The organism is Phenylobacterium sp., from assembly GCF_037138395.1.
Lineage (GTDB): Bacteria > Pseudomonadota > Alphaproteobacteria > Caulobacterales > Caulobacteraceae > Phenylobacterium.
The window spans coordinates 1-11,757 of record NZ_JBAXIM010000075.1 but is presented as its reverse complement, the minus strand read 5'-3'; the positions used below and the strand labels follow the sequence as shown (position 1 = coordinate 11,757).

Sequence of the window (11,757 nt, the reverse complement as noted above, 5' to 3'; positions counted from 1 at the left end):
GCGCCACCCCGCCTGCCGCGCGCTCGACAACGGCCGCCGCGCCTTCGGCTCCGGCCTCACCCCCGGCCCCACCCCGTCCGCAGACGCCTTCACGTCCTGCCTGAAGTGGGCCGCCTGAAAGGCGCCGCCTGAAGATGGCCGCCTGAAGAGGAGTGCCTGAAGAGGGCGGGCGTCGCGCACCGTCGGATGTGAAGTTCCAGGGTCCGCCGCCCCAGGGCCTGTTTGGACTCGATAACCGGTTCCCACCTAGCGGAACAGGATCTAGCCGCGCTGGAAGCTCTCGATCAGGCTACCGGCCACGAGCCGCCAACCGTCCACCAGGACAAAGAAGATCAGCTTGAAGGGCAGGGACACCACGACTGGGGGGAGCATCATCATGCCCATGCTCATCAGGACGCTGGCCACCACCAGGTCAATGACCAGGAAAGGGATAAAGAGCAGGAAGCCGATCTCGAAGGCCTTCTTCAGCTCGGAAATCATGAAGGCCGGGGTCACGACGCGGATCGGGACCTCCTGGGCGGTGGCGGGACGGGGAATCTTCGAGAGGCGGATGAAGAGGGCGAGGTCCTCGCGGTCCACCTGGCTGAGCATGAAGGTCTTCACCGGTCCGCTGGCCGCCTCAATGGCCCCGGGAAGCTCCATCTGGTTGTTCATCAAAGGCTTGATCCCGAGGTCATAGGATTTCTGGAATGTCGGGGTCATGACGATCGCCGACATGAACAGGGCCAGACTGACCAAGACGGCGTTCGGCGGACTCTGCTGGATGCCCAGCGCGGTCCTCAGGAGCGAAAGCACCACCACCATCCGAACGAATGAGGTGGTCATGATGACGATGGACGGTGCCAGCGACAGGACCGTCAGCAGGCCGATCAGCTGGACGACTCTCTGGGTAAGGCCCGCTCCCGTCCCCAGGTCGATATTGACAGCTTGGGCGAGGGCCGCCGCCGGGAAGACGAGGCCGATGGCCCCCGCCATGAGGGCAAGTCGGGCGGCCTGACGGAGGTCCGCCTTGAGCTCAGCCATCCGGAGGGTCTGTGACTCGGCTCTGGACATGTTCAGGCTTCTGGTTTCCGGGCCGGCGGGCTGAGTTCGCGACCCTCTCCAAGCATCAGAAGCCGGGATTCGCCGTCGCATTCCACAAGGACAAGCCGCCGTGCCGGGTCCAGCACCAGGGTTTCGAGGACCTTCATCCTGCGCTCGCGGGTCGAGCCCGGAAGTCGCAGGGTCGCCCCTGGCCCGAAGCGCCGCAGCAGAACCGCAGCGATCCCTATCAGGCCAAGTGTGAAGAGGAGGGCGAAGGTCGCCCGGGCGAGGGTCATAGCGTCCATAGCCACCAGCCTGCCAAGAGGATGTTAAGGAACGATTAACCCTGTTTGTTTACCGTACCCCCATGGACGTCACCTCCATCCCTCTCTTCGCCCTGCTGCGCAGTCGGATGAACTATTTCTCCGACCGCCAACGGCTCGTGGCCGAGAACATCGCAAACTCCGAAACGCCGGGTTATCGGGCCAAGGATCTGACCCCGTTCAGCTTCCGGATCAACGGCAGCGGGTCGGAGTCGCCGACCGTCATGCAGGTGACCAACCCTGGGCATATGCAGCCATCGGGACCAGACGCCGCCGCTGCGGCCAGCGGCTTTCGAACCGAACGTCGCGCGGACACGGTCACCACGCTCGACGGGAACCAGGTCTCTCTCGAGGACGAGATGATGAGGATGTCGGACTCCCGGATGAACTATGAGGCCGCGATCGGCTTCTATCAAAAGTCCATGTCCATGATCCGGACTGCCGCCCGGGCCCCGGGCAGATAGGAGCGATTGAATGGCTGATGTGCGTCCCCCGTCTAATGCGGTCCAGGCCATCGCTGCCACCGCCCTGCGCGCTGAGCAGGCGCGGATGCGGATCATTGCCGAGAACATCGCCAATGCGAACTCCACCTCCCGGTCGGCGGGCGGGGATCCCTACCGCAGGCAGGTCCCGGTCTTCGAGCCGCTGCGGACCGAGGCCGGGCAGGGCGTCAAGATGGTACGGGTCATGCCCGACCAGAGCGAGTTCAAGACCGAGTACGATCCAGGTCATCCGTCTGCTGACGCCAACGGCTACGTCAAGCTGCCGAACGTCAACACCCTCATTGAGTCGCTGGACATGCGCTCCGCCCAGCGCGCCTACGAGGCCAACCTCAACGTGATCGAGACCGCCCGGGCCATGGAACTCCGGACCCTGGACCTGATCCGGAAGTGATGGGAGAAGCTGAATGATCACCGCCCTCAGCGTTGCAAAGGCCTACGCCGCCGCCCAGAAGGGCGTGTCAGGATTGGCGACGGACGCGGCCGGACAGGCTGGCGGCCTGGACTTCAGCGCAATGGTCAAGACGGCCGTTGGCAATGCAATCGACACCTCGAAGACCGCCGAGCAGCAGATTGTGTCGCACGCCCAGGGCAAGGCCCAGCTGATCGACGTCGCTACAGCCGTGTCCGCCGCTGAAACCAGCCTCGAGGCGGTCATGGCGGTGCGCGACCAGGTCATCAGCGCCTACCAGGAAATCATGCGTATGCCGATCTGACCCCCGGGGGTCGGCGGTAGAGGGAGTTTCGTCATGAATGGCGCAGAAGTTCTTGATATTGGCAGAAGTGCGCTCTGGCTCACCATCCAGATGGCGGCGCCCATGCTGATCGTCGGCCTTGTCGTGGGGGTCGTGATCGGACTTTTCCAGGCCCTGACTCAGATCCAGGAGGCGACCCTCGTCTTTGCACCGAAGATCGTTGCCGTGTTCATTTCCCTGCTGATCTTTCTGCCAATCATGGGGGCCCTGATGTCGGGCTTCATGACCCAGATCGCCGGCCGCATCGCCGCGATGTAGCGGCAGTGGATCCCTACGCTACCGTCCAGCAGGTCTACGCAGGAGCCATGGTTTTTACCCGGCTTGCAGCCATGGTCATGACCATGCCCGGGATCGGCGACCAGGCGGTGCCCGTCCGTATTCGGCTGTCCTTTGCCTTTCTGCTGACCCTCGTCCTTACGCCTGTCGTCATGCCAGTCGCGCCTGCGCCGCCGGCCGAGCTGGCGACCATGGCCCTGCAGGTGGTGCGCGAGGTCTTTATCGGACTGATGATCGGCTCCGTGCTGCGGCTGTTCATGGCCTCCCTGTCCGTGGCCGGGGAGATCATCTCGATCCAGTCGACCCTGTCCTTCGCCCAGACGTCCGCCCCAGGCCTGGTGGAGCCCTCGACTACGGTGGCGACATTCATTGGTTTGATCGGCCTGATCCTGATCTTCTCCACCAACCTTCATCACCTCTTTCTGGGTGCCATGGTGAAGTCCTACGCCATCTTTCCCTTTGGGACCGCCGCGTCCGTGACGGACTCCGGGGCCCTGGCCATCCGCACCCTTTCGGAAGCCTTCCGGATGGGAGTTCAGCTTAGCGCGCCGGTCCTGGTCCTGGCGCTTGTCTTCAACGTGGCGGTGGGGTTGGCGGCTCGGATCATGCCGCAGTTTCAGGTCTTCTTTGTGGCTTCGCCCCTGATGGTCCTCTTCTCCCTCGCCATCCTCGCCCTGAGCCTTGGGCTCATCGGCATGGTCTGGGTGAATGGCTATGGCCGCCTCCTCAACAGCTTTGCCGGGGTGACCGGTGGCTGAAGAAGACGACTCCGCGTCGAAGACAGAAGAGCCCACAGGTCGCCGCCTTGAACAGGCGCGCGAGAAGGGCGACATTCCGAAGACTGCGGATCTTCCTCAGATCGCATCCTTTGCAGCCGTCGCCGGTGTCATCGCCTTTTCCGGCGGGGCTCTGAGCCGCAACCTCCTCGTCGGCCTGGCGCCTTTCATTCAGGATCCGGACAAGATCGACCTGACCCCTGGGGGGGCCATGGCGGTGGGCTGGCGATTGGCGGGCGTCGTCGCTCCGATCCTGCTCTTCGTCACCGGTGCCGCCATGCTGGCCGGTGTCTTTGGCCATGTCATCCAGACCGGACCCGTGTGGTCGCCTTCAGGCCTGAAGTTCGATTTCAGCAAGCTCTCGCCACTGTCCGGTCTCAAAAGGCTGTTCGGGCCGGACGCCCTCATCCAGTTCGCCAAGTCCTTCATCAAGCTGATTGTCGTCGGCGCCATCGGCTTCTTCGTTTTGCGGCCCTACTGGGTGGAGCTCCAGCAGCTTCCCGCCGTCGATGTGTTGGCCCTGCTTCCGCTTTCCCTTGAGATCCTGAAGAAGCTCGCCGTCCTGGTGATCAGCCTTCTCCTGGCCATCGCTGCGATCGACTGGATCATACAGATGCAGAGATTCATGAGCCGCCAGCGCATGACCCGAGAGGAAGTGAAGGAGGAGTTCAAGCAGTCTGACGGCGATCCCCACATCAAGGCGCGCCAGAGGGCAATCCGTGCCCAGAGGGCGCGCCAGAGGATGATGACGGCAGTCCCCAAGGCCACGGTCGTGATCATGAACCCGACCCACTACGCCGTTGCCCTGTCCTATGAAGAGGGCGAATCGTCTGCGCCGACCTGCGTCGCCAAGGGCGTGGACTCCTTGGCCCTGAGGATCCGCGCCGTCGCCGAGGCGGCAGGCGTTCCCGTCGTCGAGGATGCCCCGCTGGCTCGCGCCCTCTACGCTGCGGTGGAAGTCGACGCACAGATCCCGATCGCCCAGTACGAGGCGGTCGCCAAGGTCATCGGCTTCGTCCTTGCCGGACGCCGCCGCTTCTCCGCGGCCCGCTGATCAGCCGAAGCTTCGCCTCAATGGTTCTGAAACCCTTCTGGGTTGTTATTCCACGCGGAATCGCGCCTGACTTGATTCAGGCAGGGGAGGCGGGACCATGACCGGCTCGAGGCGTCGGGGACTCGGGATGGACGGCGTCGACCTGCTGGTCCTCGCCCTGTTTGCCTGTGTCGTGGCCCTTGCGGCCTGGACTGTGATGAAGTCTGGCCCAGAAACAGCGTCGAGCGTGCTGATGCTGGCAGGTCTGACGGGTTTTGTTGCCTTTTGCCTCCTTGTCTTCCGGGGCAGTCGGCCCGTGGCCAGCGCCGCCCTGGAGGGTGACGAGCGCCTCGTCATGGCGCTGGAGGAGCCGGCGGCGGTCGCCGCGGTCGACGGCAGGATCCGTTCTGCGAACCGCGCCTGGCTCGACCTCGTCGGCCCGGCGGGACGTCTGCCGCGTGCACCCTCCCAAGCGCCAGGCCTCTTCCAGGCCCTCTCCGAAGCGCGCAGGGGCGGCGTGGGCCGGGCAGCGCTCAGGATGGGCGGGGTAGATCGCCCCGCCGTGGTCAGCGCGGCCGGGGCGCGGCGGTTCCTGGTCCGGCTGTCTTCCACCCCCGCCCAACCGCTGTCGATCTCTTCGTCAGACACTCTGGTCGAGAGGGTACCCGACGGGCGCCTTGCCGCGACCCCCGACAGTCTTGACGCCTTCGCGGGGGGGGCACCGTTCGGAGCCGCCCTCCTGGATGGCGGTGATCCCTTTGCGGCCATCATACTCGAAGCCAACCCGGCGCTGGAGGCCATGGCCGGCGAGCCTCGGGCCGGAAGCGTCTTCGGTGACCTCTTTGACGCGGTATCGCTGGGCGAGGCGGCGCAGCGCCTGGCGACGGGCCGACCCCAGCTTGAAGCCGTCGAAATGCGGATGGTTGGCGAGCCTGCGCGGATCGTACATCTCTACCTGTCGCCCTCCGGAGAGCGGTGGCTGGCCTTCCTCGTCGACGTTTCAGAACAGAAGCAGATCGAACTCCAGCTGGCCCAGAGCCAGAAGATGCAGGCCATCGGCCAACTCGCCGGCGGTGTGGCCCACGACTTCAACAATCTGCTGATGGCCATCTTCATGCAGCTCGACGAGCTGTCGCAGCGCCATCCTGTGGGTGATCCCTCCTATGAGGGCCTGAACCAGATTCGGCAGACCTCGACACGCGCTGCAGAACTCGTCCGTAAACTGCTGGCTTTCTCCCGCAAGCAGACGGTCCAGCGTGAAAGCCTCGATCTTGGCGAACTCATTTCCGAGTTTGAGGTCCTGCTGCGGCGCGTGCTGCCTGAGGATATCGCCCTGGTGACCGAATATGGCCGTAGCCTGCCGACCGTGCGGGCGGACCGGGGCCAGCTCGAGACCGCAGTGATGAATCTCGTCGTCAATGCCCGGGACGCCATCCGCTCCCACGGCGGCTCGACCGTAAGAATCTGGGCCGCCCGGGTCTCGGCGGCTGAGGCCCAGGCCCTCGGCTATCCCGATCCCGGGACGGAACAGGCCCTGATCGAGGTTTCCGACGACGGCGCCGGGATCTCGCCCGAGGTCATGACAAAGATCTTCGACCCCTTCTTCACAACCAAGCCGGTGGGAGAGGGGACGGGCCTCGGGCTCGCGACGGTCTATGGCATCGTCAAGCAATCGGAGGGCTGGATCTCCGTGGACTCGCGGCCGGGGCAGGGCGCTGCCTTCCGCATCTTCCTACCGGTACACATCGCCGCCGCTACCGCGCCGACCCCGCCGCGTCCCGCCCGGCCGGCCGCCCGGGACCTGTCCGGCGCCGGTCGCATCCTGTTCGTGGAGGACGAGGATGCGGTCCGCAGCGTAGCCGCCAAGCTCCTGCGCGCCCGGGGCTATGAAGTCATCGAGGCGTCCAGCGGCGAGGAGGCGCTCGAACTGGCAGAGGCGCACGCTGGCGAGATCGACCTGATGATTTCCGACGTGGTCATGCCCGGCATGCAGGGACCCGAGCTCCTCAAGGCGGCCCGGGAGTACCTGGCCGGTGCGCCGGTGATGTTCATTTCCGGCTATGCCGAGGCGGAGTTCTCCAACCTGCTGGAGGGCGAGACCAATGTCTCCTTCCTCGCCAAGCCCATCGACATCAAGACCCTGGCGGAACGGGTCAAGCAGGAGCTCCAGCGGACGGCCTGATCCTCCGGGCCTGGATTGACTCAGGGTCGGCGCCTGTAGAAATTTCGACCCCGAGAGGACACCGAATGCATCTCGATCTATCCCGCGAGGACCTGGACTTTCGGGACGAGGTCCGCGCCTTCCTGGAGGCGAACCTTACGCCCGAGCTGAGGCGGGCCGGACGGCGCGCCACCAGTGTCTTCATGGACAAGACCTACAGCCTCGCCTGGCAGCGAATTCTGCACCGCCGGGGTTGGGTCGCTCCTGCCTGGCCTGTCCGACACGGCGGTACGGGATGGAGCGAGATGCAGCGCTACATCTTCTCAGCGGAAAGCGCCCGGGCAGGGGCGCCATCGCTTGCGCCCATGGGGCTGAAGATGGTCGGCCCGGTCATCATGGGCTACGGCTCGGAGGACCAGAAGGCGCACGACCTGCCGCGGATCCTGTCGGGCGAGGACTACTGGTGCCAAGGATACTCCGAACCGGGCGCAGGTTCGGACCTCGCCGCCCTGCAACTCCGCGCCGACCTGGACGGCGACGCCTATGTTCTGAACGGGACCAAGATCTGGACGACCCATGCCCACTGGGCGAACCGCATGTTCTGCCTGGTCAGGACGCGGAGCGACGGCAAGCCGCAGGCGGGGATCACCTTCCTTCTGCTCGACATGGAAACCCCGGGGGTCTCGGTCCGCCCGATCGTGACCCTGGCGGGTGAGCACGAGGTCAACCAGGTCTTCTTCGACAATGTGCGGGTTCCGGTCTCGGGTCGGGTTGGTGAGGAGAACCAGGGCTGGACAGTCGCCAAGTATCTTCTTGAGTTCGAGCGCGGGGGCGGTTCGGCCGCCGGGCTGAAGGTTGGCTTCGAAAGGCTCAAGGCCCTGGCTCGTCAGGAGTTGGCGGATGGGGGCGGCCCGCTCCTTGAAGACCCAGGGTTTCGGTCCCGGCTCGCCACCCTGGGCATCATCCTTGATGCCGTAGAGATGACGGAACACCGGGTACTCGCCGAGCTCGCCTCCGGACGAAATCCCGGGCCGGCCTCGTCCATGCTCAAGACCCAGGGGACGGAGGCCCGGCAGAAGCTGGACGAGCTGGCCATCGAGGGGATCGCCGCTTACGCCGCCGTCGACCAGAAGGCCGCAAGGGCGCCGGACGGAGGCCAGGACTTCATCGGACCGGAGCATGGCCTGACGGCTATGGCGCTTTATCTCAACAACCGGGCCAGCTCGATCTACGGGGGATCCAACGAGATCCAGCGGAACATCATGGCCCGGCTTGTCCTCGGGCTCTGAAGCCTAACGCAAGCCCGCCGTCGCAAGGATCGCCAGCAGGCCGACGGACATGCCGCGCACCATCTCGACCGGTTCGACGTCTATCCATTCGTCCGGTGCATGGGCGCGGCCCCCGCGGCCCCCGGCACCGATCGTCACGGCGGGAATCCCGAGGCTCATGGGAATGTTGGCGTCCGTCGACGAGGCCTCCTCGGCGGGCTCGAAGCCCCTTGCGGTGATGGCGGCCTGAGTGATCCGGACCAGACGGCTGTCGGACGGAGTCTTTCCTGCAGGGCGCTCGCCGATGAGCTTCATCTCGGCCTTGATGGGTCCGAAGGCGGTGGAACGGGTGGCGTTCTCCGCAGCGACCGCACTTTCCACGGAGGCCCTGAACTGCCGGTCAAGGTCCGCCAGGGCGCCAGCGTCCTCTGACCTGAGGTCCACGTCGACAAAGACCGAGGAGGGAATGGCATTCACCGACGCACCGCCCCCGGTCACGCTTGCCGAGTAGGTTGTCTTGGGCGTCTGCGGCGGCTTCACCGCGTAGAGCCCCGTCACCGCGCCCGCCATGGCGACCATGGGATTGACGATCCCGAAGGCACCATAGCTATGCCCTCCGGGGCCGCTGAAAACCACATGATAGCGCCGGGATCCGACACCCGCTGTCACGACGCCGGAGGGGTCCGAGCCATCAACGGAGAAGAAGGCCGAGATCCGTCCAGCATAGGGCCCCTTCTGGAAAAGGGACTTCATCCCGCGCAGGTCGCCGACGCCTTCCTCCCCGACATTACCGACAATCAGAAGATCGGCGTCGGTCTGTACGCTGGCCGCATCAAGGGCCCGGACCCAGGCCAACAAGGTGGCCAGGGACCGGGTATTGTCGCCAATTCCCGGCGCGGCCAGCCGCCAGCCCTGCCGGCGGACCTTAACATCGGTCCCGGCCGGAAAGACCGTATCCAGGTGGGCCGCCACCGCTACGAAGGGGCCCTTACCCCGGGTCTTCAGACCCGGACGGATCCCCGTGACATTGCCCTCCGCATCCACCTTCACATCCACTAACCCAAGGGCTTCGAGGTCGCGCCGGTAGGCGGCGGCTCGAAGGGCCTCTCCGAAGGGCGGTGCTGGAATCTCGGTCAGGCGGACAATGTCCTCGACCGTCCGCGCGTGCTCTGCGGCCAGCACACTGACGGCCTTCCGGTACCCAGGGCTGTTCTCGATTCGCGTCACCTCAGCTTGTGGAGTCGCTGCTTCGGCAGCGGACAGGGGTATGGCGAGGGCCAGGCCTGTGCAGGCGATGATGGCGAGGCGCATCAGGAACTCCTGTGGGCGGGCGGGCGCTTCTAACCCGGATGGTGCACGCCGGGAAACGCGTGGTAGGGTTAATTTCTTCGAAACCTTGATGGGGAACCAACCCTTTACGCGCCAGGCGCAGTATATCGCCGGTCGGACGCCCAGTAGGGCGACGGAGATATTTCGATGAACGGATCCGCCCGGATCAACCTGTCCAGCGCCTCCACGCTTGTCGTCGACGACAACGCGCAGGCTGTAGAACTGCTGTGTGGCGTTCTCGACGGCTTTGGAATGCGGAAGTTCAAGAGGGCCATGAGTTTTGAAGAGGCCAAGGAAGCCTGCAAGGAAAATATGTTCGACCTGATCCTCACGGACGCCCAAATGCCAGGTGTCGACGGCTATGAGTTCATCCGATGGCTCCGGCGGTCCCCTGACGAACAGATCCGCCTGACCCCGGCCATCATCGTCACGGCTCACACCCGCAGAAGCCAGGTGACAAAGGCGCGGGACTGCGGCGCGAACTTCATCATCGCCAAGCCCATCACGCCCAAAATCATTCTTGAGCGTATCGTCTGGGTCGCTCAGTCTATCCGGCTCTTTGTCGAGACCGAGACCTATATTGGCCCGGACCGTCGCTTCCGAAAGGCAGCGCCGCCCTCAGAATACGGTGTCGGCCGCCGCAGCGGCGATGCCGAGGCTGCCGCCGCCGCCGAAGCCGCCAAGGCCGAGGTCGCTGCACAATCCACACAAGACGACCCCAGTGCCGAAGGCCAGGAGACGATCACTTGACTACCGTTCGCAAATTTCGCGCTAAGACCCGGCTCTCGACTTTGATCAAGGAGCCGGGCGGGATTCATGTGAGCGAGGCGCTCAAGCGGGGGGAGGAGGCCATTGCCGTCCAATCTGAGGCCAGCCTGAACCTGATTGACGTGTCCCTCGCCAGGATCGAGACGCTCTTTGCCGATCCCAAGAGTGATCCCGAGGAGATGTATCGCTGCGCCACGGATATCGTGAGCCTTTGCGCCGTTCTTCCGGACCCGGCTCTTTCCGAGGTCGCGCGGTCCCTCTGCGAACTGTTGGATCATTCCATCGAAACGGGTCGTCTCAAGCCCCAGGCCGTACAGGTCCACATCGCCTCCATGAAGCTCCTCCACAGGACAGGCCTCGACGCTCAGGCCAGCCAGGAAATCCTCGAAAGTCTCACCCGGATGGTCGCCAAGCTGGATCGCTAGATCCTGTTCCGATAGGCGGGAACCGATTATCGGATCGAAACAGGATCTAACTTTTTGGACTTAGAGCCTGTTTTGTCCCTTCAGACGTTCCGTCTGAAGGGAACAGGCTCCAGGGGATCATCCTTCGAGGCCGAGGGCCCTGAGGGCCCGGGTGCGAGAGGCCTTGTAGTCGACCTTGCCGTTGGGGGCCCTGCCAATGCTCTCCACGACCACCAGTTCCCTGGGCGCCTTGTAAGCCGCCAGGCGACCCCGCACATGGGCGGAGAGATCTGCGAGCTCCAGTTCCGCTGCGCCATCCGGTTCGACCACGGCGCAGATCCTCTCCCCAAACCGGGCATCCGGAACGCCCACGACCACTGCGTCGCGGACATTCGGGTGGGTCTTGAGGGCCTCCTCGACCTCTTCCGGGAAGACCTTCTCGCCGCCCGTATTGATGCACTGGGAGCCGCGGCCCAGCAGCTTGAGAGAGCCATCGGCATTGACCTCCGCCCAGTCACCGGGGACTGACCAGCGCTGGCCCTCAAAGGTCAGGAAGGTCTTGGCGCTCTTTTCAGGGTCCTTGTAGTAGCCGACCGGTAGGAAGCCGCTGACGGCCACGAGGCCGCGCTCGCCCGAGCCCGGCGATACCCGCCGCCCTTCTTCGGTGAAGACCGCGCAGGTGGGACCGAGGACGAAGGCCGCGGTCGCAGCCTCGGCCCCGGGTGTCGAGGACGATGCGCCCAGTCCCACCGCCTCCGAGGAACCGAAGGAGTCGAAAATGGTCGCGTTGACGCAGTGATTCAGGAGTCCGCGCTTGTTTTCCTGGCTCCACATTGAACCTGAGGAACTGATCGAGAGGACGGAAGTCAGGTCCCAGCGCCCGGGCTCAGCTTCCAGGGCTTCCAGCATGGGTGTCGAGAAGGCGAGGCCGACGATTACGATGCCATCAACCCGGAGCCGCTCGACCTCGCTCCACAATTCTGCGGCGCTGAATCCCCGAGAGGGCAGGGTTGCGACGGTGCCGCCCTGGTTCAGGGTAATGAAGGCCGAGAACTGCCCCGTCCCGTGCATGAGCGGGCAGCAGACCAGGGTCAGGGGTGGGCGGGATCCCTCCGGGTCGAGCCGGTCCGCCGCCGCCTCA

14 protein-coding genes are annotated in these 11,757 nt (G+C 64.9%); 10 read left to right on the top strand and 4 right to left on the bottom strand.

The window, feature by feature from the left end; genetic code table 11:
- Positions 1-261: 261 nt before the first annotated feature.
- Complete coding sequence (fliP, locus tag WCJ52_RS07670; protein ID WP_336902716.1) at positions 262-1,053, bottom strand: flagellar type III secretion system pore protein FliP; 792 nt, start codon at positions 1,051-1,053, stop codon at positions 262-264.
- A gap of 2 nt (positions 1,054-1,055) precedes the next feature.
- Positions 1,056-1,328 (bottom strand): flagellar biosynthetic protein FliO, encoded by a 273-nt coding sequence (locus WCJ52_RS07665; protein WP_336902717.1) that lies wholly within the window; start codon positions 1,326-1,328, stop codon positions 1,056-1,058.
- 62 nt (positions 1,329-1,390) lie between these two features.
- Here WCJ52_RS07665 and flgB point away from each other — a divergent pair, with 62 nt between their 5' ends.
- The 8 genes from flgB (at position 1,391) to WCJ52_RS07625 (ending at position 8,136) form a co-directional block, all read left to right on the top strand.
- Entirely contained in the window at positions 1,391-1,810 is a 420-nt protein-coding gene (flgB, locus tag WCJ52_RS07660; protein ID WP_336902715.1) for a flagellar basal body rod protein FlgB, read from the top strand.
- A gap of 10 nt (positions 1,811-1,820) precedes the next feature.
- On the top strand, positions 1,821-2,240 hold the full coding sequence (flgC, locus tag WCJ52_RS07655; protein ID WP_336902714.1) for a flagellar basal body rod protein FlgC: 420 nt from the start codon (positions 1,821-1,823) through the stop codon (positions 2,238-2,240).
- Between the two features lie 13 nt (positions 2,241-2,253).
- Positions 2,254-2,562: a flagellar hook-basal body complex protein FliE gene (locus tag WCJ52_RS07650; RefSeq protein WP_336902713.1), complete on the top strand. Its 309-nt coding sequence runs from the start codon at positions 2,254-2,256 to the stop codon at positions 2,560-2,562.
- Between the two features lie 33 nt (positions 2,563-2,595).
- Positions 2,596-2,859, top strand: a complete 264-nt coding sequence (gene fliQ / locus WCJ52_RS07645) for a flagellar biosynthesis protein FliQ (protein WP_336902712.1) — start codon at positions 2,596-2,598, stop codon at positions 2,857-2,859.
- Positions 2,860-2,864: 5 nt separating this feature from the next.
- A complete protein-coding gene (gene fliR, locus WCJ52_RS07640; RefSeq protein WP_336902711.1) occupies positions 2,865-3,635 on the top strand; it encodes a flagellar biosynthetic protein FliR in 771 nt (256 codons plus the stop codon).
- A complete protein-coding gene (gene flhB, locus WCJ52_RS07635) occupies positions 3,628-4,707 on the top strand; it encodes a flagellar biosynthesis protein FlhB (RefSeq protein WP_336902710.1) in 1,080 nt (359 codons plus the stop codon). Before fliR ends, flhB begins: the two co-directional genes overlap by 8 nt.
- A gap of 97 nt (positions 4,708-4,804) precedes the next feature.
- Positions 4,805-6,868: an ATP-binding protein gene (locus tag WCJ52_RS07630; RefSeq protein ID WP_336902709.1), complete on the top strand. Its 2,064-nt coding sequence runs from the start codon at positions 4,805-4,807 to the stop codon at positions 6,866-6,868.
- A gap of 65 nt (positions 6,869-6,933) precedes the next feature.
- Positions 6,934-8,136 carry an acyl-CoA dehydrogenase family protein gene (locus WCJ52_RS07625; RefSeq protein WP_336902708.1) on the top strand — a complete coding sequence of 401 codons (1,203 nt, stop codon included), beginning with the start codon at positions 6,934-6,936 and terminating at the stop codon, positions 8,134-8,136.
- A 3-nt stretch (positions 8,137-8,139) separates the two neighbouring features.
- On the opposite strand, the gene WCJ52_RS07620 is transcribed toward WCJ52_RS07625, so the two are convergent.
- Entirely contained in the window at positions 8,140-9,426 is a 1,287-nt protein-coding gene (locus WCJ52_RS07620; RefSeq protein ID WP_336902707.1) for a M20/M25/M40 family metallo-hydrolase, read from the bottom strand.
- A gap of 165 nt (positions 9,427-9,591) precedes the next feature.
- On the opposite strand from WCJ52_RS07620, the gene WCJ52_RS07615 reads away from it, so the two are divergent.
- Positions 9,592-10,194 (top strand): response regulator, encoded by a 603-nt coding sequence (locus WCJ52_RS07615; protein ID WP_336902706.1) that lies wholly within the window; start codon positions 9,592-9,594, stop codon positions 10,192-10,194.
- A 68-nt stretch (positions 10,195-10,262) separates the two neighbouring features.
- Positions 10,263-10,637 (top strand): hypothetical protein, encoded by a 375-nt coding sequence (locus WCJ52_RS07610; RefSeq protein WP_336902705.1) that lies wholly within the window; start codon positions 10,263-10,265, stop codon positions 10,635-10,637.
- A gap of 117 nt (positions 10,638-10,754) precedes the next feature.
- Here WCJ52_RS07610 and WCJ52_RS07605 read toward each other — a convergent pair.
- The coding region (locus WCJ52_RS07605) for an AMP-binding protein (RefSeq protein WP_336902704.1) at positions 10,755-11,757 on the bottom strand (1,003 nt) is incomplete at its 5' end.

Coding starts and splice junctions, on each gene's coding strand:
- WCJ52_RS07615 (WP_336902706.1), top strand. CDS start 9,592: ATGAACGGATCCGCCCGGATCAACCTGTCCAGCGCCTCCACGCTTGTC.
- WCJ52_RS07630 (WP_336902709.1), top strand. CDS start 4,805: ATGACCGGCTCGAGGCGTCGGGGACTCGGGATGGACGGCGTCGACCTG.
- fliP (WP_336902716.1), bottom strand. CDS start 1,053: ATGTCCAGAGCCGAGTCACAGACCCTCCGGATGGCTGAGCTCAAGGCG.
- WCJ52_RS07665 (WP_336902717.1), bottom strand. CDS start 1,328: ATGGACGCTATGACCCTCGCCCGGGCGACCTTCGCCCTCCTCTTCACA.
- WCJ52_RS07650 (WP_336902713.1), top strand. CDS start 2,254: ATGATCACCGCCCTCAGCGTTGCAAAGGCCTACGCCGCCGCCCAGAAG.
- WCJ52_RS07625 (WP_336902708.1), top strand. CDS start 6,934: ATGCATCTCGATCTATCCCGCGAGGACCTGGACTTTCGGGACGAGGTC.
- fliQ (WP_336902712.1), top strand. CDS start 2,596: ATGAATGGCGCAGAAGTTCTTGATATTGGCAGAAGTGCGCTCTGGCTC.
- WCJ52_RS07620 (WP_336902707.1), bottom strand. CDS start 9,426: ATGCGCCTCGCCATCATCGCCTGCACAGGCCTGGCCCTCGCCATACCC.
- flgC (WP_336902714.1), top strand. CDS start 1,821: ATGGCTGATGTGCGTCCCCCGTCTAATGCGGTCCAGGCCATCGCTGCC.
- flgB (WP_336902715.1), top strand. CDS start 1,391: ATGGACGTCACCTCCATCCCTCTCTTCGCCCTGCTGCGCAGTCGGATG.